The following is a 22,454-nucleotide window of genomic DNA, read 5'->3' on the forward strand; positions in this document are numbered from 1 at the left end:
CTTTTCCTGTCCGTTCTCGTCGTACTCGGTGACGTACATCATCCCCGCCTCGACCTTGTCCACCTTGGCGTTGCAGATCCAGTCGATATGCTTGTTGCGCAACTCGCTCTCCAGCAGGCCACGGGTGTCGCCCACCCCGCCCAGGCCCAGATGGCCGATGTAGGGCTCGGAGGTGACATAGGTCATCTTCACCTTGTCGCGGATCTTGCGCTTGCGCAAATCCGTCTCGGCGATGAACAGGTATTCGTAGGCCGGCCCGAAGCAGGACGCGCCCTGCACCGCACCGATGATGATCGGCCCCGGATCCTTGACGAAGCCCTCCCAGAATTCGCCCGAAGGTCCCGCGTGGTCCACATGGCAGACCGACTGGGTATGCCCTTCCGGCCCCAGGCCCGGAATCTCGTCGAAGGCCAGCTTGGGGCCGGTGGCGATGATCAGGTAGTCGTAAGCCACCGCGTTGCCGTCGGCCAGTTCCACCTGGCTCTGCTCCGGGTGGATGCGCGTCACCTTCTGCTGGATGAAGGTGATCTTTTTCTTCTTGAACACCGGCGCCAGTTCCACCTTGATGTCGTCGGGCTTGCGCCAGTTCACCGCCACCCAGGGGTTGGACGGCACGAAATGGAAGGTCGGGGTGTCGGCGATAACCACCACCTCGTCTTCCTTGCGCGCGTTCTCCTTCATCTCGAAGGCCATGGGGATGCCGCCGATGCCGGCGCCGATGATCACGATTTTTGCCATCTTGTCTCCTCCAGCTTATGTCTTGGTGGTGTCGTTATTTTGCTGTGCTGCCGCGGCGCGCCGCTGAAGGCGTGCCACGAATAACTGCCTTGTCCTGCTTTACGTGCCAAACCGTCTCAGGCCTTATCCCGCCCGATACTGTCGCAGGACTGGTCGATGCCGTGGGTGTCGATGTCGCAGACAGACTCGAGCCACATGGCATTGATGACGCCGAACGCGGCGGCGAAGCTGACGCCTAGAATCCAGGTGAAGTACCACATCGCGATATCTCCTGATCAGTAAAGGGTATGGGAATCCTGCAGCACCTTGGCTTCCGTAACACTGCCCCAGATGACCTTATACACCCAACGGGTGTAGGCCAGCACGATGGGCAGGAACACCACGGTGATCCAGAACGAAAGCAGCAGGTTGAAATGGCTCGCCGTGGCGTCCCACATCGTCAGGCTGCTCTTGGGATCGGTGCTGGAAATCAACAGGAACGGGAACAGTCCAAATCCGATGGTGAGAAGCAAGCCGGCAATGCCCAAACTGCTCAGCAGGAAGCTAAGGCCCGCAGAACCGGCCCGCCCCAGCACGTAGGCACCGATAAACCCGGCGAATGCGACGACGGGCGCCGGCAACATCCAGGCATGGCCGGTAAAGTGCGCCAGCCAGCCAGCCCCCTGCCCCACCACGGTCTTGTTGAGCGGGTTGGAAGGGGCATCGGTCGCCGCCATTTGGGCGATCTCCGGCCGGTCCAGGGACAGGGTCCACAGGGTGGCCAGAACCATGGCGACCAGCAAGGCAGGCCCCAGAACCGCGACGGCTCCGCGCGCCCGTTCCCGCAACGTGCCTTCGGTGCGCCACATGAGGAAGATCGAACCGTGGAACAAATTCATCAGCAATCCGATGACGCCGCACAGCAGTGCGTAGGGATGCAGGAGGCCCAGGAATGTGCCGGTATAGAAGGAGCGCAGGTCCGCATCCAGATGGTAGGGCAATCCAAGAATCAGGTTGCCCACCAGCACGCCCAACAGGATGGAGGGCACCGCCCCGCCGATGCAAAGGCCCCAGTCCCAGGCATTGCGCCAGGTCGGATTTTCCAGCTTGCTGCGGTAGTCGAACCCCGCCGGCCTGAAGAACAGGGCGAACAGCACCAGCAGCATGGCCGCGTACAGGCCCGAGAACAGGGTTGCATAAACTAGGGGCCATACCGCGAAAATGGCGCCCCCCAGGAGCACCAGCCAGACCTGGTTCCCTTCCCAGGTGGCGCCGACGGTGTTGATGATGACGCGGCGTTCGGTGTCCGTGCGGCCCAGGAATGGTATCAGTGCGCCGATGCCGAAATCGAAGCCGTTGGTCAACGCGAAGCCGATGGCAACCACGCCGATAAAGAGCCACCAGATGACGCGTATGGTTTCGTAGTCGATCATGATGATGTCCTCAATCTAAGTTTCCTGATCCCAGGCCTCGGCCGGGGTTTGGTCTATGGATGATGGCCCTGGTGGCCACCGACGGCGTGTCGCCCGTGATCACTCAACTGCGCGTCGAAATACCGGTGTATGGCCTGCACCAGGTCCGGCCTGGCGCTGGCGTAGACGATCTGTCCGCCCTGCGGCAGGTCGCTGTACACGATCTTCAGGTCCTGGGCACCCGCGCTGAGCTCGGCGAGCACCGGCATCTGGTCCCCGTGAATACGAGCGGGGCCTGAGAAATCGCCTTGCGCAAAGCTCGCCGCGATGTGCTGGAGATGCTGGCGGATCAGGTTCACCTGTTCCGTATCGCCCACCTGCTTCGCCACCACCTGCTGCACGCCCCCGGTTTCGGTCTTATCGAACACATGCAGGGTCTTGTCCAGGGCAAAGGGCATGACCTTGGCGCCGCGCTCGGCGACGGCATCCTGGCGCTGCGGCGAGGCCAGCTCGGCGCCCTGCGCAAACGCCGCCGCAAGCAGCATCACGAGCGCCAGGCTGTCACGCGCCCCGAACATGCGAGTTCGACTCACGCGTGGGACGGGGCCGGCCGCACCGACGGCTGCCGCTCGAAGTGGTAGCGTCCCGTGTGCAGACTGCTGGGCCCCAGGCGCACATACTTGATCATCAGGTACAACTCGATGAACAGCAGCAACGTGTAGAAGAACACGAACCCGCCAATGCTGAACCACAACTGGTCGGTCGCGATGTTGGACACGCTCATGTGGGTGGGCAGCACGCCGGAAATAGTCCAGGGCTGGCGGCCGTATTCCGCAACGAACCAACCGGTCTCCGCGGCGATCCAGGGCAGCGGGATGCACCATACCGCCATGCGCATCAGCCAGGGCTTCTGATCGGCCACCCGGGTCGCGCAGAAATAGAAGGCCATGGCGAACACGAACAGCATGGTGAAGCCGCAGGCGACCATGATGCGGAAGGTCCAGAAAAGCGGAGCCACCCGGGGAATCGTGTCATTGGCCGCCTTGGCGATGGTGGCCTCATCCGCATCCACCACCTTGTCGGTGTACTTCTTCAGCAGCAGGCCGTAGCCCAGATCCGCCTTGTGCGCCTCGAAACTACCCAGGGTTTCGGGGCTCTTGTCGCCCCCGCGCATCTTCTGCAGGTCGGCGTAGGCCAGCATGCCGTTGCGGATTCGCTTCGCGCTGTCCTTGCGCAGATCTTTGATGCCCCTCACATCCTCGTCGATGGAGCGGGTGGCTATCAGGCCCAGGACGTAGGGAATCTTGATGGCAAAGTCGGTGCGCTCGGCCTCCTGGTCCGGAAACCCGACCAGGGTGAAGCCGGCCGGTGGCGGATGGGTTTCCCATTCAGCCTCGATGGCCGCCAGCTTGATCTTCTGCGTTTCGCCGGAGGTGTATCCGCTTTCGTCGCCCAGCACGATCACCGAGAGTACGGACGCGAGGCCGAAGGCGGAGGCGATGGAAAAGGAACGCCGTGCGAAGCCGATGTCACGCTTGTTGAGCAGGTACCAGGAACTGATGCCCAGCACGAACATGGAGCCGGTCACATAGCCTGCGGCCACGGTATGCACAAACTTGACCTGGGCGACGGGGTTGAAGAAGACATCGGCGAAGCTCGCCATTTCCATGCGCAAAGTTTCGTAATTGAAGGTTGCGCCGACCGGATGCTGCATCCAGCCGTTGGCGATGAGTATCCACAGCGCCGACATGCTGGTTCCCAGCGCAAGCATCCAGGTAACCGTCAGGTGTTGCACCTTGGTCAGCCGGTCCCAGCCAAAGAAGAACAGGCCGACGAAGGTGGATTCCAGGAAAAACGCCATCCAGCCCTCGCTGGCCAGGATGGGTCCGAAGATGTCGCCCACGTAATGGGAGTAATAGGCCCAGTTGGTGCCGAACTGGAACTCCAGGGTGAGTCCGGTGGTCACACCCATGGCGAAATTGATGCCGAACAGCTTGCCCCAGAATTTGGTCATGTCCTTGTAGACCTCGCGCCCGGTCATCACATAGACCGATTCCATGATGGCCAGCACGAAGGTCATGCCCAGGGTCAGGGGCACGAATAGAAAATGGTAGAGGGCTGTCAGGCCGAACTGCAGCCGCGACAGATTGACGACATCGTCTCCCGAAATCATGGGCTGTTCTCCTTATGGTATCCGTGATTGTGAAGCGTCGACGGCGGGAGGGAACCAGCCCTGAACCGCTTTCTCGGCCGAGTGTTTGTCCGTGTGCCCCCGAAAGAACATGAACCACAGCCCGATCAAGAACACCAACTTGATCAGCAAAGCCGCCGTGATCTCCCGCGACAATCTGGGACGGGAAAGGATTCTGCCCGGGGTTGAGCATGTTTGACTCACAGTATCCTCCTTACCGCCAAGGTCCATAAGAAACTCCTGATCAACTATAGTCAAGAGTCGTGCCAGCGTCACGCAAAACCGCGTCCTGCATGCAAACCGCTTACATTTTGAGGGGTCGCTGTGATACCCGGAGCGCCACTCATGCAACACGACAGTTTCACGCAGGCCTGAGTGTATCAGGGTGACACAAGAAAGAAACGTTCTTGAAACATCCAGCCGGGGGACTTCGAGCACCGATCCGAGGTCTCATCCCGAGGCTTGTTGATGGCCTGCAGAAGGCCGAAAATAGCGCCCGAAGCCGCCGCCTGACGACGTGCTCAAGCCCTGCCCGTGCTCCGGGTGGAAAGACAAAAAATAGAACGATCGGGGAGAGGTTTGCTTATGTGTTGGAGTGGTGAAGCGTCCGCCGTGCTGGCCACGGTGGGCTTTGGAACGGCCAGCTATGTGGCCTACAAGGGTGAGTCCAAGGAGCTGTGGATTCCCTTGACCTATTTCGCCTGCATGGAATTGTTGCAGGCGGCTACCTATATCTATATCGATCTGTGCGATGCGCCGCCCAATCAGATTTTGACCCTTTTCGGATATCTGCATATCGCATTCCAGCCTTTCTTCGTGAACATGGTGGCGATGTACTTCATACCCGAGCAGGTCAAAAAGAAGATCAGTGTTTACGTGTATTCCATTTGCGCCGCCGGCGCCATCGCCATGCTGGTGAAGATGTACCCTTTCGCCTGGGCCGGCAATTGCATCGTCGGCTTCGAGGGATTCTGCGGCACGCAGGTTTGCTCGGTGTCAGGTAGCTGGCATATCGCCTGGCAACTGCCCCTCAACGGACTGCTCTCCGAGTATCCCGGCGGCAGCTTCGGCGTGCACTACGGTTTACACGCCATCGCCTATATCCTGACCGCCTTCTACCTGCCGATCCTCTACGGCTCCTGGCGTTTTGTCGGTTTCCACTACCTGATCGGGCCGTTGATCTCTGACATTCTCACCACGGACCCCAACGAGTACGCCGCGGTCTGGTGCCTGTTCTCCATCGCCTTGTGCGTCTCGGTGATCAAGACCCCGATTCGCAAGTACCTGCACGTGGAAAGCTGGCCCTACTACCGCAGGGCCTACGCGGTGTGACCGGAACCACCTCGCGCTGACCAACGGCCAAAAAAAACCCCGCCGAGGCGGGGTTTTTCATATTGAGGGCCTGTTGAAATCAGGCGGCGCTGGTTTCCTGCGCGGCGCTGGTCTCGATCAGCGGATCGAAACGCTTGATCTGGGCGTGGCCGAAGTTGACCAGATCCAGCCCGATGTTCAGCACCAGATGATACAGCTCCGGCATGCGGTAGACCATCAGACCGACGTAGGCGAGCACGCTGATCCCGGCGACTGCGGAAATCACGGTGGGCAGGCCAATCAGCATGAGCAGGCGTATCACCTGCGCCATGATGTCCAGTGGCAGGATCAGGAGAACGCCGAAATACACCAGCGTCATGAACGTAAACAAGACGAAGGTCACGAATTTGAACACCTTGGCCAGAATTAAGTTGAGTTTCATGTTGGATCTTACCTTCCCGATTGTGCTTTAAGTTATGTGGTGAATGGTGTGTGGGTTCCATCCGTTCGCCCGCGTCTGGGCGAACCTCGGCGCGACCGAAAAACCGGCGCCTTCCGGTCGGCAGCGCCGCGAAACCGGGAGTAGGTTTGTTGGGCGCATCGCAAAGCCAAATTTAGTCGCGGGATTTTAACATAGCCGAAGTCTCGAGCTACTTCCTTTTCCGCGGCTCCGGGCAGGCCGATCAAAGCCAGCGACGCACCTTGGCCAGCAAGTCCGCGTATCCCGGGCCGAACAGGGTCTGTAAGCGTTCTTCCTCGAAACGGACAAATAACCGATCGACAACAAAGAAGAAGCTAAGCGGCGCCAGGAAAAGCCAGGGTGAACCCAGCAGGAAGGCAATGCCGGTGAGCGCCACCAGCAGCCCCAGGTACATGGGGTTGCGCGTCCACAGGTAGGGGCCTTCCATAACCAGCGCGGTGGGCTGGCCATGGGGCAATGGCGTGGTGCGCTTGTGCATAAAGCGTGCGGACGCCTCCACCGCCAGCAACAGCCCGACACCCAGCAAGGTTCCACCCAGCAGGGGATCGGAAACCTCCAGCGGAAGCGGCATCACCAGGCTCAGGCCCTCGCCGAGGCCGAGCAAGGCGAGCGCGTAAACGGGGGGTGGAATCAGCACGAGCTTGTCTTTCATCTTGAGTTCCTCACTATCGGGACATGAGATTCACGTGCGCGCTCAACCGCCGGGCCAGGCGGTGCGCCTTGCCGGACCTCGCCGGTCCGGCGCCTGTGACCCCGCAGAGGCCTTCAGGCCGCCGCGCGCTTCGAGCCATCACCGAGGACCACGCGGCATGGATAACCGCCGCCTCCCCGGGAAGCAAGCCTTCGAATCCGGACCCGAGCGGGAAACCCCGCGCACCACCTCAGTCCGCCGATTTTGGATAACCGGTCTTTTTCTTGGGCTTTGCAGGCTTGGCCGGCGGCTCGTCCGACCAAGGCCTGATCTTGATGGGCTTGCCCATGATCCATGTCTTTTCCAGCCGCTTCAAGACCTGCTTGGGGAGGTCCGGCGGCAGACTGACCGTACTGAAGGTGTCGTACAGTTTGATGTGTCCGATGGCCTTGCCGGGAATTCCCGCTTCATTGGCAATGGCGCCGACGATATCCTTCGGCGCCACGCCATCGGCACGCCCGACCTCGATTCGGTACAGACTGCCCTCATCGCCAAAGCTCCTGGGCGGACGCGCCTCCCGTTCCACGCGCGCCTCCCGTTCCACGCGCGCCTTCGGCCGGGGCTCCTCGGTCCGGGCCTGAGGCACCAGAGGCCGGTCCTTCTGCGCCAGAAAGGTCAGGGCCGAGGCCAGATCCAGCGGGGACAACTTCTGCTCTCGCCCCATCTGCTGGACGAACTCGCGGTAGAAGCTGAGTTCCTCCTCCTCCAGGGTCTTCATCACCAGTTCCTTGAACTGTTCCACCCGGCGATCAGCAATGTCCTGGTGGCTGGGCAGATGCATCTCCTTGATGCGCTGGCGGGTGGCGCGCTCAATGGCGCCGAGCATGCGCTTCTCCCGAGGCGCGACGAACAGGATGGCCTCGCCCTTGCGGCCAGCGCGTCCGGTGCGACCAATGCGGTGCACATAGGCTTCCGTGTCATAGGGGATGTCGTAATTGACCACGTGGCTGATGCGTTCCACGTCCAGGCCGCGCGCCGCCACGTCAGTGGCCACCAGGATATCCAGCGAATTCTTCTTCAGGCGGTCCACCACCTTTTCGCGCAGGGCCTGGCTCATGTCGCCGTTGAGGGCCGCAGCCGAGTAGCCGCGGGCCTCCAGTTTCTCCGCCAGTTCATCGGTGGCCAGCTTGGTGCGCACGAAGATGATCATGGCATCGAAATCCTCCACCTCCAGGATGCGCGTCAGAGCATCCAGCTTGTGCACCCCCGAAACCAGCCAGTAGCGCTGGGAAATGGCCTCCACGGTGGCGGTCTTGGCCTCGATGCGGGCCTCCTTGGGCTCCCGCAGATGACGCTTCGCGACCTTACGGATGGCCTCCGGCATGGTGGCGGAGAACAAGGCCACCTGCCGGGTCTCCGGAGTGTGCTCGAGTATCCATTCCACATCGTCGATGAAGCCCATCTTCAGCATCTCGTCCGCCTCGTCCAGCACCAGGGTGCGCAGCCCGTCCAGTGACAGGCTTTCGCGCCTCAGGTGATCCATCACCCGCCCCGGTGTTCCGACGATGACGTGCACGCCCCGGCGTAGTTGACGCAATTGCAGTTCCATGGACTGCCCGCCGTAGATGGGCAGGATATGGAAGTCCCGCAGATGGCGCGCATAGGTCTGGAAGGCTTCCGCCACCTGCAGGGCCAGTTCCCGCGTGGGGGTCAGCACCAGGGCCTGCGGCTCGCGCCGCGACAGATCGATGTGCTGCAGGATGGGCAAGGCAAAGGCCGCTGTCTTTCCCGTCCCGGTCTGCGCCTGCCCGAGCAGGTCATGACCCGCGAGGAGGTACGGAATGCTCGCCGCCTGGATAGGCGATGGGGTCTCGTAGCCCACCTCCCTGATCGCTTTCAGAATGGGCTCGCAGATGGCGAGATCGGTAAAGGCAAAACTGTTTTCGGTGGATTGCATCCGGGGGGAAACTCACTTAACGCTATAGGAAAAACGGGGAAGTCCTCGGTTTAGAGGACATGACTCGGGGCGCACCCGGGATCCGCACGGGCGGATGGGAAATAAAAAAGCAGGCCGGGTCAGGGCCTGCTTTTGAGCAGCGCAGAAAGCGCGCCTTACAGAACAGTGACGTTGTCGGCTTGAGGGCCTTTCTGACCCTGCACTTCGATGAATGAAACGGCCTGGCCTTCCTTCAAGGTCTTGAATCCGCTACCGACGATGGAACGGAAATGAACAAACAGATCGCTACCTTTTTCCCGCTGAATGAAGCCATATCCCTTTGCCTCATTGAACCACTTGACGGTTCCTTTCTGCTCTTGTGACATACTGCCAAATCTCACTACAAAAAATGACGCTCGCAGGAGCGCGTAACAATCCGTCATTTCGTCGCAACGACGGCCATCCGAACCGCGCGCCGGTACCCGGAAGAGCACGGGAAATCCCGCTTCCGCCCAAGTGTAACCCCACACGGTGTCGGCTAGGATACAGAAGGGTTTCAGGCCTTTCAACCAATTTTATGTAACAAAAATGTGTTTATTTCCTGCACGGAAAAACTCTTACCGGCAAACTGGGAAAGCCTTTCCAATCACGCCTAGCGCGGCTTAAGGCCAAAACCCCGAAGGTTGCCTGGAAAGGCCCCATCACAAAGGCCCGTCAATTAGAATCAATTCATATATATCAATATCTTATCGACCAAATAAGCGTCCCATCAACGCTCCTCGACCTGTCTGAGAGAATTCAGTGCGGACGGTCCCATCGAGCCGAGTCAGGCAAGCACGTTCAGCTCGAACGGAACGCAGGGGTCGACGGTCTGAAGAAACCCGCGGATCTTCTGCTCCAATTCCATCGGATCGCCGGCTTTGGCCCCCATCAGTCCCTGGTAAACCAATCCGCGGGGGTGAAAGTTCCATTCGGTGGGAGCCAGTATGCGGTATGCGCTTACCCTGCCCCACTCTTGCCCTACCCAGTGCATCAGACGACCGCGGGATGCCTCCACCTGGGCGAACCCGTTACCCGCCACCTGCTCAACGCCGCAAATCGGGTGTCGTAAGGGCGCGGGAGCGGCCAGGCCCTTGGCCAACAGCACAGTTTCCAGCATGCGTGCCAGGTTGCGCGCCAGTAGGCCTGGGCCATAGCGACGGGCGGCCTCGGCAATCAGGGGGTGGCCGGACTGCCTGGAATAGCAGGAGGTCTCGCAGGGAATACCATCCCAACTCGGCGTTGCCGCAAAGGCTCCAGGGTCGGACGAAAGCCACGATTGATCCAGCTTGGCGGCAGACAACGGCGGCAAGGCCGGCGAGGCGTGCGCGCCGAACTCGGCCCAGCCAGGCCTCAGGCATGCCGCCAACAGGCGCGCCACAGGTGCGTCCGAAGCCTGGGCCCAATCGAGCACGGCGTCCATGGAAGCATCGGTGAGCCGCCAGAAGCGTCCGAACAGAACCTGCAGGGCAGCGTGCAGCGTCGCCACGGCGGCCTCTCTGCTCGTGTCTGGCGCGCCCTGCGCCGCGCCGGCTGCCAGCGCCTGCACGGATGCAATGATCTCCCGGGCGAGCGCATGCTCGTTGGTTTTCGTCGGGACCGATTGCAGCAGGTTCAGACTGTGTTCCCTGACAGATTCCAGGTCCCTGAGGAACACCAACCGCCGCAGTTCATCGTCGGCCATGGGGGCATCGAGCACCGCGGCCAGCGCCTGCGAAGCGGCAAGCCTGTGGGCATGACCGCAGACGGAAAACACCACCCCGAGCATGGGCAGCACCGCCTCGCAAGGCTGGCCGATCAGCAGGCGGTCCACGGGCGGAGGGCGGCGCGGCTCGATTTCGACCTGCGTGATGACGCCGTGTTTGACGACACAGCGAACGCCGATTCCGCGTACCAGCGAAGCGGCCCTGGAGTGCTCAGCCTCGGAGTAAGCCACGTGACTCAGTGCGCGCCCACGCGTCTTCCATCCCCTACGCCAACCGATCGCGTGTATTGGAGAATCCAAGTCACTCCGGTACTGGGAGAAAGGCCGCCTTTTCGGCCTCGCAGCCCGGGCAGCGCCAATCCTCGGGCAGATCGTCGAAGGCGGCGCCCGGCGGTATCTGGGCAATTTCATCGCCTTCGGCAGGATCGTAGACGTACCAACAGATCCGGCACTCATGACGGTCCATGGCGCTTACGGTTCCAGGTCGAGCAAATCCGCGCGCATGTCCCGCACGCGCGCCAGGGCATCCTCCAGATCCTCGCGGGCCGCCATGGCGACCACCGGCATCTCGGTTATCTCCAGGGTATTCAGGATCAACTGCTCGGTGGAATTGAAATGCTGGACCCACCACACGTGAGGCAGGCCCGTCAGGCTGATGCGGCAATCCCCATAGCCCTTGGACAGGATGGACACACCGGCCAGGCCCAGGGTGGCCACCAGAAACTTCAGGTCCTCGGCCGTCAGGGGCAGCAAGGAAAGATTGAGGGTTTCTTCCCGGCCTGGCGCGAAGGCGGCTGCCTTGACGAAGATTTCATGGATCAGGGCCGGCGCATTCATCAAGTCCGAAGGGAACGCACTGGGCTCGGCCACGCCCGCTTTGTGATGGAGGTTCTGCGCCCAGGCGAGGAGCGCCGTTGGGAGCGATCCGGTTTCCAGATAGGCACGCCGCAAGCGGCCCGCCTCGAATCGGCGCACATGCCATATCCCGGGCACCACGGTCTCCCTGACCATGAGGCGCACGGCACCCGCTTCTCCCAGCGCGATGACTTCGCCCTCGCCCAGCACTTCGTTGACGAAGCGCTGCAAGGCTTCCTCGCCACCCGTCAAATCCAGGGGGTCCGGATGCTCGCCACGCAGGTTCGCTTGCAGCGAGGTTTCCAGCCATCCCAGCAGATCGGCGCCCACCGTGCTGTCGCGCCATTCAAACAAGGAAGGCATCGCAAAGGTCTGCATGCCCTGGGGCATCGCGGTGTACAGGCAATCCGGATCGTCATGGGGACTCACCGGCGCGGCGGGCTCGGTAGCGACCACCGTGAGGCTTGCCAAGGACTCGCTCATAGAAACAACCTCCCGATGCGTTCCCGGTATTCGGACCAGGCCTGGATGCGCGCCACCACGTCGCGGGGCTCGCCATCCTTGAACAGAACCAGCGCGGGGTAAACGGCAACGCCATAATCCCGCGCCAGAGCGGCGGCCTGCGCAGGGGCCGCGACGGCGGCGCGCAGGTTTGGAAATCCCTTGAGCAGTTCCGGCAGGACCACCGCCAGATCGAAGTTCTCGGGATACAGCTTAGGGTCGTTGAAGAAGCACAAGGCCCCGAACTCCTGCTGGCTCAGGAACTCGGCGACACCCTCGCCATCCAGCACCGGCAATGCGCCACTTGCACAGACGCGTTCGATCAATTCGTTCAGTGTCACGTCGATCCTTTCAGAAAATCGGGCAGCTGCGGCTCGCGGCCGACCAGATCGGCAAACAGATGGTCCACATCCAATTCCCCGGACATGGCCAGGCCAAGTCCTTCCAGGGCGGCCTGAATCTGCTCCGCACGCTCGGCGCTCAGCACTTCGCGCGCGGCGTCGCGGAACACCAGTACCCAGGCTCCCGCAGGCTGGATTCCGATGAGGCGCATGTCGATCATCGCCTGACGTCCCCCACCCTCGCATAGGCTCTGGAACTCGCCCTCCGCCAGCACCTGCATGGGGATACCGATGCACATGGGGCTAAGGCTCTGGGCGAAGCGCCATGAAACGCGCATCCCCAACGCGGCAGGCCTCCTCGGCGCTGGGGCGCTCCCGCTCATAGCGGGCAATATCCATCACCTCGTCGCCGGGAGCAGACTCTTCACATTCCCTGGCCCCGATGCCTTGCTCCACCAGGTAAGCCAGCACTTTCGCCACCGCCGGTTCCAACTGCGCACGCACCACCTCGCTGAGGCTGCCGCCGTAGTCCTCCAGCACCTGCGGCTGCACGCCGATCAGACACAAGCGCGAAGGCATCCGCCCCATCAGTTCGCAAAGGGCCAAGACCTCCTGGAAACTGACCTGGTGCAGGCTCATCTTCTTCGTTCCGAGAAAGGCAGGCACCTCGCCATCGCGCAATTCCACCAGGGCGCCGGGCTCCAGGTTGAAATCCACCGCATCCACCACGACCAGGGTGTCGCAATCCTGCACGTAGGGAATCAGGCCCAGCCCCTGGGTGCCGCCATCCATGATGGTGACCTGGTCCGGAAAGGCATAGCGCCGCTGCAAAGCCTGGGCGACGCGGACGCCGAAGCCTTCGTCGGCCCAGAGGATATTGCCGATGCCGAGGATTAAAGTTCGTTTTTCAGACATGATCAGGCGACGTGTCGTAAACGGGCTAACGCGGTTCAAGGCCTCCCATCTTTCCAGACCCGCCAGCCATCGATCATGGTCGAGGTGACGGATTGACGGGACATGATCTGCTCGCGCACCGCCACATAGATGTGGATGATGGCGAACACCACCAGATACCACATGCCCAGATGATGCCAGGTATGCACGTCCTGGCTCTCGCCGAACAGCGGAATCACCCAGCCGAAGAGGCGGTCGGCCCAACTGCCCTCCCCCAGGCCCTCGCCATACAGGGCAAAACCGGTCACCACCATGAAGGCCGAGCCGAGCACATAGAACAGGAACATGGCCAGCCCCGCCAGCGGATTGTGGCCGGCATGCTTGCGCGGTTCCTTCACCAGGAACAGATACCAGAGCACTTCGTGCAGCAGGCCTTCCCACCAGTCCTTGCTGGCGACCCTGGGCATGAACAGTTCGCGGGCATAGTGATTTCCGGCGTAAGCCCAGTAGATTCGGCCGATCAGGCCCACGGCCAGGACGTAGCCGGCGGAGAAGTGGGCAAAGCGGATATAGCCCATGAGGAAGTGATCGCTGGCTTCGCCGGAGGTGACCACCGGCGGCGAGGCGATGAACCAGCCGGTCACCGCCAGCACCAGGATGGCGGCGGCATTCACCCAGTGCCACAGCCGGACGGGCTTTTCGTAGACGTAAACGCGATCAGGCAAGGTCGTCGCAGCCATGACAGCTCTCCTAAGCGCTCTGCAACATCAGGACGATGCCCAGGGACGTCAGCAGTCCGCCAAGCACACGCAGGCAGCCGGGCACCCTCATTGCCAGCCTGCCCATCCAAAGCCCTGCCAGCTGCAGCAGCCCGGTCCCGGCGAGAAAACCCAGGGCGTAAACCGCAAATCCCTGGCCACTGGCCACCTCGGCGCCATGAGCGGCCCCGTGAAACAGCGCGAAGAACCCGGCCATGAAGGCCGCCACGGGAAAGGCGAAGCGGGTCTTGGCGACGACCAGCAAACCCAAGACCAGCACCGATAAGGCTATGCCCGTCTCGATGCCCGGCAGGGCGAAACCTTCGGCCCCAAGCCCGGCCCCAAGCAGCATGCTGGCCAGAAAGACCGTCGACAGCCGCCAGTTTGAGCCAGGCAAAAGCGCGGACCACAGTCCGACGCCGAGCATGGCGCAAACGTGATCCGCGCCCAGCCAGGGATGGGTCAAGCCGGCGCCGAAGCCCTCCAGCGAATGGCTGCCCGTATGGGCAAGACAGGCCCCGCTGAACAGGGAGAGGGCCACGACGAAAACCATTTTGTGTCCAAACATGGGTATTCCTCCAGGAACTCGTTTGCTCAGCGCACCTTGACCGTGGTCAGTTCCTGCCCGTCGCGGTCGATGACATGGGTGGAACAGGCCAGGCAAGGGTCGAAGCTGTGCAGGGTGCGCAGGATCTCCAGGGGCTCGTCGGCCTTGGCCACCGGCGTGTTCATCAGCGAGGCCTCGAAGGCGCCGATGTTGCCCTGGGGATCCCGGGGCGAGCCGTTCCAGGTGGTGGGCACGATGCACTGGTAGTTGTCGATCTTGCCTTCCTTGATCTTCACCCAGTGCCCCAAGGCGCCGCGCGGCGCTTCCGTGGTGCCCACGCCCCGGGCTTCCTTGGGCCAGGTGGCAGGCTCCCAGCGACCCACATTGGCGGTGGCGAGATCGCCAGCCTTGATGTTGGCGATGAGCTTGTCCTGGAAATGCTTCATAAGGTTGGCGCAATATTGAGCCTCCAGGCCACGGGCGGCGGTGCGGCCCAGGGTGGAGAACAGCGCCGTCACCGGCAGTCCCAGGTCGGTCAGCAGCTTGTCCACTGGCTCCTTGATGGCCGGCACGCCCTTGGCGTAGCCGACGATGTAGCGCGCCAGAGGGCCCACTTCCATGGCATGACCGCGCCAGCGCGGGGCCTTGATCCAGGAATACTTGGCGCCCTCGTCCAGGTTGATGATATTGGTCCGGGTCCCCTTGGCATTGCGGCCCAGGGCATAGTGCGGCTCGGTGACGCCGTCGAACGGATGCAGGCCCACCTCCTCGTCGGGATAGCGGTACCAGGAGTGGGTGACGTACTCCTTGATCTGCTCCGGGTCCTTGAGATCCACCTCGTGGACTTCCTTGAGATTGCCGTTGATGATGGCGCCGTGGGGCAACAGCAGGTTGTTCAGGGAGCGGTCGTTGGCCTTCTCCGGAATATCGCCATAGGCCATGACATTGGTGGCGGAGAGGCCCCCGCCGTAGAGCCAGTCCTTGTAGAACGAGGCGATGGCCATCAGATCCGGCAGGTACACCTGGTCGATGAACTCGATGGTGCGGTCGATGATCTCGGACACCAGGTTCAGCCGTTCCATGTTGACGGCGCCCACCGCGCCAACCCCGTCCACGTTGATGGCGCAGGGCACGCCGCCCACCAGCCAGTTGGGGTGCGGGTTCTTGCCGCCATAGACGGTGTGGATCTTGACGATGTCCTTCTGGAAATCCAGCGCTTCCAGGTAATGGGCCACGGCCATGAGATTGGCTTCCGGCGGCAGCTTGTAGGCCGGGCTCCCCCAATAGCCATTGGAGAAGGGCCCCAGTTGCCCGCTTTCCACGAACTTCTTCAGGCGCGTGGCGATGTCGCTGAAATAGCCGGGAGACGACTTGGCCCAGGGCGAAATGCTCTGCGCCAGCTGCGAAGTCGCCTTTGGGTCGGCCTTCAGGGCGCTGACCACATCCACCCAGTCCAGGGCGTGCAGATGATAGAAATGCACCAGATGGTCATGGGCCTGCAGGGTCAACTGCATGATGTTACGGATGGAGTTGGCGTTCTCCGGGATCTCGATGCCCAGCGCGTCCTCCACCGCCCGCACCGAGGTCAGCGCGTGGGTGCCGGTGCAGACGCCGCAGATCCTTTCGGTGAAGGCCCAGGCATCGCGCGGATCGCGGCCCTTGAGGATCACTTCCAGGCCGCGCCACATGGTGCCGCTGGAAACGGCGTTGCGGATCACATTGTTCTCGTCCAGGTTGACCTCGCAGCGCATATGGCCTTCGATGCGCGTGACCGGATCGACGACGACGCGCGTGCCGCTGTCGTTGAGGGCGAAGCCGTTGGGGGTTTGGGTGACAGTCATCGGGCGCTCCCTTATTGTTGTTCTGTTTCAGCGGACTTCTTTTTCCCGGCGGTCACCGCAGCGTGGGCGGCGATGGCCGTGCCCACGGTGCCCGCGGCGATCAGGCCCACCGTGTCCGCGTTGGCCTCCACGCCAAAAGCGCCGATGCCGGTAACACGGTCGTAGAAGCCGCCCTTGTCCCAGAAACCGTCCTCGGAACAGCCGATGCAGCCGTGACCCGACTGGATGGGGAAGGACACGCCGTCATTCCAACGCACGGTGGAGCAGGCGTTGTAGGTGGTCGGTCCCTTGCAGCCCATCTTGTACAGGCAATAACCCTTGCGCGCCGCGTCGTCGTCCCATTGCTCCACGAACTGGCCCGCGTCGAAATGGGGGCGACGGTAGCACTTGTCGTGGATGCGCTGGCCGTAGAACATCTTGGGCCGGCCCTGGCGATCGAGGTCCGGCAGCTTGTCGAAGGTGAGCATGTAGGTGATGACGGCGGTCATGACCTCGGCGATGGGCGGGCAACCCGGCACCTTGATCACCGGCTTGTCGGTGATGACCTTGTGCACTGGGGTGGCCTGGGTGGGATTCGGCTTGGCCGCCTGCACGCAACCCCAGGAGGCGCAAGACCCCCAGGCGATCACCGCCGCGCAGTCCTGGGCGGCATAGCGCAGACGCTCCACGAAGGGCTTGCCGCCGACGATGCAGAACATGCCGTCCTCATTGAGAGGCGGATTGCCTTCCACCGCCAGGATGTAGCGCCCCTTGTACTTGCGCATGGTCTCTTCCATGATCGCCTCGGCCTGGAAGCCGGCGGCGGCCATGAGGGTGTCGTCATAGTCCAGGGACAGCATGGACAACACCACGTCCTTGGCCAGGGGATGCGCGGAACGGATGAAGGACTCGGAGCAGCAGGTGCATTCCAGACCATGCAGCCACAGGACCGGCGTGCGCGGCTTGCTCTCCATGGCGTGGACGATGTCGCCCACGAAGCGGGGCCCCAGCGCCAGGGCCGAGGCGGTCAGACCGCAGTACTTGAGGAAACTGCGCCGGCTGATGCCCTGCCGCCGCATCACGTCGTAAAAGCTCTCCATCCCGTCAGCCATGCTCCCCCCGTCTTTTCTTTTCATGTGATGAGTGGGGCTGTCGTGCCGCAACCGGACGGTCGACCGCGCCGAGGCTAAAGCGCGGGCTGCACAAAAACAGCACCCTTGGCAGGGTAATGTAAAACCAAGATATATGCCACGATTTGTATGGCTATTTTCCGGGACTTACGATAGGACCGAGGGTCGCAAATACGACAATTTCCTGTCCGATGTCGGACATGCGACACTGCCGTGGCGAGGGCATGACCGGCTTGCGCTCGCTTATGAGACCTTGGCGCTGCTATCTTATGCTCCGCGACTCACAAGCGCCCGGCGCGTTTCGGGCTTGCAGGAAAGCGCCGCAGTAAAGACGGCGACCGACATTCAACCGGATAGGAGGTTTATTCATGAACAAGAATACGAAGAACCCTGTGCTCGGCGGCCTGGCCGTCGCGGTTCTCATCGCTTCCCCGCTGGCAACGGCTGGCGAGAACCCGTTTCTGCTTCAGGACCCGGGCGCCAGGCAACAGGTCGCTGGCGTCGTGCCCTATGCCTCCCCCAAGTCCGAGGCGCCCGCAAAGGGAATGGAGGGAATGAAAGGCATGGGTGGCGGTGACATGGGCGGAATGCAGCATGGCGGCCCGGGCGGCGGCATGGGCGGGATGGGAGGCATGAACCATGGCGGTCAGGGCGGCGGGATGGGCGGCATGAAGGGCATGGCCGCGATGATGGACAGCGACAAGGACGGCAAAGTGTCGAAGGACGAATTCATCAAGCACCATGAAGACATGTTCGGCATGATGGACAAGAACAAGGACGGCGTTCTGAACGAGTCCGAAATGGGCCAGATGTCGGAGATGATGAAGAACATGGGCGGCATGGGTGGAATGGGCGGTATGAACCATGGCGGCCAGAGCGGCGGCATGGGAGGGATGGGCGGCATGAACCACGGTGGACAGGGCGGTGGAGCGGAGGGGATGAAAGGCATGGAAGGCATGAAGCACGACATGGGCGGCGACGCGAAACCCTGAGCCCGCCGCAGCATCAAGAGCCGGGCACTCTCAAAGCGTCCGGCTCATCTCGAACGATTATGCGTCCTCGCCATGCCCCCTGCCCCTTCAGCCACTGAACACGTTCTGTTTTTCACCCTCCTGCAACTGGCGGTGATCCTGGTAGCCGCCCGCGTGGCTGGCTATGGGGCTCGGCTTTTGGGCCAGCCCCGCGCTGTCGGAGAAATGCTGGCCGGCATGCTGCTCGGCCCCTCCTTATTCGCTAAACTGGCGCCGGACACCTTCCACTGGGTGTTCCGTTCGGTGGATGGCGCTCCCATCAGCATCATGAGCCAGATCGGACTCATCATGCTCATGTTCCAGATCGGTCTGGAGTTCGATTTCTCGCACCTGCGCGAGCGGCGCAGCCGCTACACCGTCAGCCTGGTGACCGCGGCAGGCATCGTTCTGCCCTTCAGCCTGGGGCTCTCCTTCGGCTTCCTATCCGCGCCTTACCTGGCGGGCGACATCCATCCCCTGGGCTATGCCCTGTTCGTCGCCGTCGCCTTGTCCATCACCGCCGTGCCCATCCTGGGCCGCATCATGCTGGAATTCGACCTCAACCGGACCCGCATCGGGTCCATCACCATCTCCGCCGCCGCGCTCAACGACGCGGTGGGCTGGACCCTGCTGGCGGTGATCTCCGCCATTGTCTCATCGCGGTTTTCGGTGAGCGGCATGCTGGTCCAGATCGGCTGGCTGCTGCTCTACGTGCTGACGAGCTGGTTCGTGGTGCGCCAGGCGCTGCGATTCATCGTGCGCCGCTTCGACCTGAGCCGCGACAGCATGCCCCAGGATCTTATGGCGGTGCTGCTGGTGATCGTCTTCACCTCGGCCATGCTCACCAGCCAGCTGGGCATCTTCGCCATCTTCGGCGGCTTCATGATGGGCGTGCTGCTGCATGACCAGCGGGAGCTGGTCGAAGCCTGGCGCAACAAGGTGGCGGACCTGGTGACGGTGTTCTTCCTGCCCATCTTCTTCACCTACACCGGCCTCAGGACGGACATCGGCAGCCTGCATGCCCCTGAACTATGGGCCTGGTGCGCTCTGCTTCTGGCCCTGGCGGTGGCGGGAAAATTCGGCGGCTGTTACGCGGCGGCCCGGCTGGCAGGGCTGGGGTCGCACGAGGCGCGCTGCATCGGCATCATGATGAACACGCGGGCCTTGATGGAACTGATCGTGGTCAATCTAGGACACGACTTGGGCGTGATTCCGCCCTCGGTCTTCACCATGCTGGTCATCATGGCCATAGCCAGCACCGTGATGACCGCGCCAGGCCTTAGAGCCTGGCTGCCTGGCCTCGGACACTCGGTTCCCCGGCGACGCCGCGACGCCTGATCAGGCCGGCTGTTCCGCCGTAACGGGCCGCCGCCGCTCTTCCTTCTGGTGGTACATGCGCAGGTCCGCCAGGCGCATCAGGGCCGTGGCATTGTCGCCATCGTCCGGGTATACGGCGATGCCCACCGAGGCGCCGACTTTCACTTCCTGGTCGCCGATTTGGATGGGCGCATCCACGGCACGGCAGAGATTCTCGGCGATGGCGGCAGCCGCCTCGCGGTCGCTGCTGCCGAGCAGCGCCACGAACTCATCGCCCCCCCAGCGCGTCACCGTGTCGCTGCGGCGAAGCGCCGTGTGCAGGCGGGTGGCCACTTCCAACAGCACCATGTCACCCACCTTGTGCCCCAAGGTGTCGTTGACGCGCTTGAATCCATCGAGATCGATGTAAAGCAGGCTCAAGGGCCGGCCCTGGCGGTCCGCGCGGTGGATCATCTGGCTCAGGCGGTCCATGAGCAGGTTACGGTTGGGCAGACCGGTGAGCGTGTCGTAGAGCGCCAGTTCCGCCATGCGCCGATGGAGTAGCAGCCAGGACCAGAGCAGGTAGGCAAACAGTACACTGAAGGTCCAGCCGGCCAGGCGTCCGAGCAGCAGCCAATGCTCCAGCGCCCCGCCTTCCTGGGCGGGCTTTACGGCCAGCAGCCAGCGACCGCCCGGCACATCGACATCCATGCCCAGCGTTTCCTGCTGATCAAACAGGTCCGCCGCCCCGAAGAAAACAGCGCCGCTCGCGCCCGTGGCATCGGCACCGCGTAGCGCATAGGCATAGCGCGAATCCTTGCCATCCAGGCCGGCCGCGGCAAACACCGATGAACTGTCCAGCACGGTACTGACCATGCCCCAGTATTGATCGCCCACGTAGACCGGGATGCGGTAGATCAGGCCGCTGCCGCCTTGTGCCAGCTCCAGTGGACCCGCCATAAGCGGTGTCCTGGTTTCGATGGTCTTCTCCACCAGCGGCCACTGTTCCGACAGATCGTGGTAATCCTGGCCCAAGGCCTGCTCATTTCCCACCGGCGGGTAGACGAAGGCGATGCGGTAACCCATGGCCACCCCGAAGTTCCGCACATGGCGGCTTTGCCGAAACAGGCTGGCCAGAACGGAGTCTATTTCTTCGGGGTTCTGGGAATCGTGCCGTGCCGTCAGATAACTGGCCAGTCCGCTGCCTAGAGCCGTGGCCGAGGTGATTTCACTCTCCAGCCGCGCGCGAACCGCCGCGGCCTGGGTGACGGTCTGTATGCGGCGTTGTGACGATAGCCACTGCCCCCCGGTCTGATAAAAGAGTTCCACCACAATCCCGCAAATCAACAGCAGGAGAAGGCAGTAGACACGCATCACAAGTGGCGAGGTGGGCAAATGCATCGCTCCGCAGGGCACACTGAATAAGTCCGGTGGCATGGCTTAAGGATTATCCCATAATCCGGGCCAACGCCCTATGGTGGGTGGAGAACCAATGCAGCGGCAGGCAGTCCTAGAATCAGGCCTGCCAGCGGAAAGCCGCCGCCCCGGCGCACAAGGCGCTTTCCGCTTGTCACCGCCTGGGCCTGAGGCTACTCTGTGTCCACTTTTGGAATACCCTACCGGCACGCCATGAATACCTTTACCGTCGTCTTCCTGATCGCCCTCGCCTTGTCCTTCGCCGTGGAGTTCTGGCTCTCGCGCCGGCATTTCGCCCATGTCCAGGCAAACCGCGACCAGGTTCCGGAAGCCTTCCGCGAAACCATCACTCTGGAAGCGCACCAGAAGGCCGCGGACTACACCCTGGCCAAGGGCCGACTGGGCGAAATCAACCGTGTGGTCAGCCTCGTGCTCTTGCTGGCTTTCACCCTGGGCGGCGGGATCGAATGGATCGCGGGCCTGTGGCAGGGCCTTGAGCTCTCGCCCACCCTCACCGGGGTCGGCGTGATACTCACCACCATGGTGCTCATGCAACTGCTTGAGCTGCCGCTGGGCATTTACCAGACCTTCGTCATCGAGGAGAAATACGGCTTCAATCGCAATACGCCGACACAGTACGCGAAAGATCTGGTCTTGCAATTCGCGCTGCTGGTCGCCATCGGTGGCGCCCTGCTGGCGGTGATCCTGTGGGTCATGGACAGCATCGGTCCCCTGTGGTGGCTGGTGGCCTGGGCCTTCATCCAAGTATTTTCCATTTTCATGAGCTGGGCCGTTCCCACCTTCATCGCGCCGTTGTTCAACAAGTTCTCGCCCCTGGAGGACCAGACCCTGCGCAGCCGCATCGAATCCTTGCTGGCTCGTTGCGGCTTCCAGAGCAAGGGCATCTTCGTCATGGACGGTTCGCGCCGGTCCAGCCACGGCAACGCCTATTTCACGGGACTGGGCAGCAACAAGCGCATCGTGTTCTTCGACACCCTGATCAACTCCCTCAGCCACGACGAGTTGGAGGCGGTCCTGGCCCACGAACTCGGCCACTTCAAGCGCAAGCATTTGCTGAAGATGCTCATCGCCAGCGCCATCATGACCCTCATTGCCTTCGCCCTGCTGGGCTGGCTGGCAGGACAGGGCTGGTTTTACCAGGGTCTGGGCGTGAGCGTACAATCCAATGCCACGGCTCTTTTACTCTTCATGCTGGCCTCTCCCGCCTTCACCCTGTTCCTGCAGCCGATCACCGCCTATTTCCAGCGCAAGCATGAGTTCGAGGCCGACGACTTCGCCGCCGAGCAGGCCAAGCCACGTTTTCTCATCAGCGCGCTGGTCAAGCTCTACCGCGACAATGCCGCGACGCTGACGCCTGACCCCCTCTATTCCGCCTTCCATTACAGCCATCCCCCGGCCGCCATCCGCATCGCCAACCTGAGCACCAAGGCCTCCTGACCGGC

25 protein-coding genes are annotated in these 22,454 nt (G+C 62.3%); 4 read left to right on the forward strand and 21 right to left on the reverse strand.

Annotation, left to right across the window (positions count from 1 at the left end; translation table 11 throughout):
• The 6 genes from EK23_RS10795 to EK23_RS24690 form a co-directional block, all read right to left on the reverse strand.
• Positions 1-738, reverse strand: a 738-nt coding sequence (locus tag EK23_RS10795; RefSeq protein WP_045225387.1) for an NAD(P)/FAD-dependent oxidoreductase, incomplete at its 3' end; no start/stop codon positions are given.
• A 116-nt stretch (positions 739-854) separates the two neighbouring features.
• On the reverse strand, positions 855-998 hold the full coding sequence (cydX, locus tag EK23_RS22500; protein WP_045225388.1) for a cytochrome bd-I oxidase subunit CydX: 144 nt from the start codon (positions 996-998) through the stop codon (positions 855-857).
• A gap of 15 nt (positions 999-1,013) precedes the next feature.
• Positions 1,014-2,150, reverse strand: coding sequence for a cytochrome d ubiquinol oxidase subunit II (gene cydB / locus EK23_RS10805; RefSeq protein ID WP_082054109.1), 1,137 nt, complete (start codon positions 2,148-2,150; stop codon positions 1,014-1,016).
• A 53-nt stretch (positions 2,151-2,203) separates the two neighbouring features.
• Positions 2,204-2,707 carry a hypothetical protein gene (locus EK23_RS10810; RefSeq protein ID WP_052808108.1) on the reverse strand — a complete coding sequence of 168 codons (504 nt, stop codon included), beginning with the start codon at positions 2,705-2,707 and terminating at the stop codon, positions 2,204-2,206.
• 11 nt (positions 2,708-2,718) lie between these two features.
• Positions 2,719-4,299, reverse strand: a complete 1,581-nt coding sequence (locus EK23_RS10815; RefSeq protein WP_235282024.1) for a cytochrome ubiquinol oxidase subunit I — start codon at positions 4,297-4,299, stop codon at positions 2,719-2,721.
• Between the two features lie 15 nt (positions 4,300-4,314).
• Positions 4,315-4,437, reverse strand: coding sequence for a hypothetical protein (locus EK23_RS24690; RefSeq protein WP_369112144.1), 123 nt, complete (start codon positions 4,435-4,437; stop codon positions 4,315-4,317).
• A 468-nt stretch (positions 4,438-4,905) separates the two neighbouring features.
• Between EK23_RS24690 and EK23_RS10825 the strand changes: the two genes are divergently transcribed.
• The gene (locus EK23_RS10825; RefSeq protein ID WP_045225392.1) at positions 4,906-5,652 is read left to right on the forward strand and encodes a DUF5765 domain-containing protein; all 747 of its coding nucleotides are present in this window, start codon (positions 4,906-4,908) and stop codon (positions 5,650-5,652) included.
• A gap of 79 nt (positions 5,653-5,731) precedes the next feature.
• On the opposite strand, the gene EK23_RS10830 is transcribed toward EK23_RS10825, so the two are convergent.
• From EK23_RS10830 to EK23_RS10895, 14 genes are all read right to left on the reverse strand, one after another.
• Positions 5,732-6,073, reverse strand: a complete 342-nt coding sequence (locus EK23_RS10830) for a hypothetical protein (RefSeq protein WP_045225393.1) — start codon at positions 6,071-6,073, stop codon at positions 5,732-5,734.
• Between the two features lie 241 nt (positions 6,074-6,314).
• A complete protein-coding gene (locus EK23_RS10835; protein ID WP_045225394.1) occupies positions 6,315-6,764 on the reverse strand; it encodes a methyltransferase family protein in 450 nt (149 codons plus the stop codon).
• Between the two features lie 229 nt (positions 6,765-6,993).
• The gene (locus tag EK23_RS10840; RefSeq protein ID WP_045225395.1) at positions 6,994-8,700 is read right to left on the reverse strand and encodes a DEAD/DEAH box helicase; all 1,707 of its coding nucleotides are present in this window, start codon (positions 8,698-8,700) and stop codon (positions 6,994-6,996) included.
• 155 nt (positions 8,701-8,855) lie between these two features.
• The gene (locus EK23_RS10845) at positions 8,856-9,065 is read right to left on the reverse strand and encodes a cold-shock protein (protein WP_045225396.1); all 210 of its coding nucleotides are present in this window, start codon (positions 9,063-9,065) and stop codon (positions 8,856-8,858) included.
• 440 nt (positions 9,066-9,505) lie between these two features.
• Positions 9,506-10,654, reverse strand: a complete 1,149-nt coding sequence (locus EK23_RS21725; RefSeq protein ID WP_052808109.1) for a nickel-dependent hydrogenase large subunit — start codon at positions 10,652-10,654, stop codon at positions 9,506-9,508.
• Positions 10,655-10,724: 70 nt separating this feature from the next.
• Entirely contained in the window at positions 10,725-10,889 is a 165-nt protein-coding gene (locus EK23_RS10855; RefSeq protein WP_045225397.1) for a rubredoxin, read from the reverse strand.
• 5 nt (positions 10,890-10,894) lie between these two features.
• Positions 10,895-11,761 (reverse strand): hydrogenase expression/formation protein, encoded by an 867-nt coding sequence (locus EK23_RS10860; protein ID WP_045225398.1) that lies wholly within the window; start codon positions 11,759-11,761, stop codon positions 10,895-10,897.
• The gene (locus EK23_RS10865) at positions 11,758-12,120 is read right to left on the reverse strand and encodes a thioredoxin domain-containing protein (protein WP_052808110.1); all 363 of its coding nucleotides are present in this window, start codon (positions 12,118-12,120) and stop codon (positions 11,758-11,760) included. The genes EK23_RS10860 and EK23_RS10865 overlap by 4 nt, the downstream gene beginning before the upstream one ends.
• Positions 12,117-12,419, reverse strand: coding sequence for a HypC/HybG/HupF family hydrogenase formation chaperone (locus EK23_RS10870; RefSeq protein ID WP_045225399.1), 303 nt, complete (start codon positions 12,417-12,419; stop codon positions 12,117-12,119). Before EK23_RS10870 ends, EK23_RS10865 begins: the two co-directional genes overlap by 4 nt.
• A gap of 4 nt (positions 12,420-12,423) precedes the next feature.
• Positions 12,424-13,035, reverse strand: coding sequence for a HyaD/HybD family hydrogenase maturation endopeptidase (locus tag EK23_RS10875; RefSeq protein WP_045225400.1), 612 nt, complete (start codon positions 13,033-13,035; stop codon positions 12,424-12,426).
• 35 nt (positions 13,036-13,070) lie between these two features.
• The gene (gene cybH / locus EK23_RS10880) at positions 13,071-13,754 is read right to left on the reverse strand and encodes a Ni/Fe-hydrogenase, b-type cytochrome subunit (protein WP_045225401.1); all 684 of its coding nucleotides are present in this window, start codon (positions 13,752-13,754) and stop codon (positions 13,071-13,073) included.
• A 10-nt stretch (positions 13,755-13,764) separates the two neighbouring features.
• Positions 13,765-14,340 carry a HupE/UreJ family protein gene (locus EK23_RS10885; RefSeq protein ID WP_045225402.1) on the reverse strand — a complete coding sequence of 192 codons (576 nt, stop codon included), beginning with the start codon at positions 14,338-14,340 and terminating at the stop codon, positions 13,765-13,767.
• A gap of 26 nt (positions 14,341-14,366) precedes the next feature.
• Positions 14,367-16,160, reverse strand: coding sequence for a nickel-dependent hydrogenase large subunit (locus tag EK23_RS10890; RefSeq protein WP_045225403.1), 1,794 nt, complete (start codon positions 16,158-16,160; stop codon positions 14,367-14,369).
• A gap of 11 nt (positions 16,161-16,171) precedes the next feature.
• On the reverse strand, positions 16,172-17,251 hold the full coding sequence (locus EK23_RS10895) for a hydrogenase small subunit (RefSeq protein ID WP_082054110.1): 1,080 nt from the start codon (positions 17,249-17,251) through the stop codon (positions 16,172-16,174).
• A 386-nt stretch (positions 17,252-17,637) separates the two neighbouring features.
• Here EK23_RS10895 and EK23_RS23660 point away from each other — a divergent pair, with 386 nt between their 5' ends.
• Both EK23_RS23660 and EK23_RS10905 read left to right on the forward strand, forming a co-directional pair.
• Positions 17,638-18,261, forward strand: coding sequence for an EF-hand domain-containing protein (locus EK23_RS23660; RefSeq protein WP_052808111.1), 624 nt, complete (start codon positions 17,638-17,640; stop codon positions 18,259-18,261).
• Between the two features lie 72 nt (positions 18,262-18,333).
• Positions 18,334-19,617 (forward strand): cation:proton antiporter, encoded by a 1,284-nt coding sequence (locus EK23_RS10905; RefSeq protein WP_045225405.1) that lies wholly within the window; start codon positions 18,334-18,336, stop codon positions 19,615-19,617.
• Here EK23_RS10905 and EK23_RS10910 read toward each other — a convergent pair whose 3' ends face one another.
• Positions 19,618-21,012, reverse strand: a complete 1,395-nt coding sequence (locus EK23_RS10910; RefSeq protein WP_082054111.1) for a diguanylate cyclase domain-containing protein — start codon at positions 21,010-21,012, stop codon at positions 19,618-19,620.
• Between the two features lie 192 nt (positions 21,013-21,204).
• Between EK23_RS10910 and EK23_RS10915 the strand changes: the two genes are divergently transcribed.
• Positions 21,205-22,449, forward strand: coding sequence for a M48 family metallopeptidase (locus EK23_RS10915; protein ID WP_045225406.1), 1,245 nt, complete (start codon positions 21,205-21,207; stop codon positions 22,447-22,449).
• Positions 22,450-22,454 lie beyond the last annotated feature (5 nt).

Origin of the sequence: Methyloterricola oryzae, from assembly GCF_000934725.1 — a bacterium.
Classification (GTDB): Bacteria; Pseudomonadota; Gammaproteobacteria; order Methylococcales; family Methylococcaceae; genus Methyloterricola; species Methyloterricola oryzae.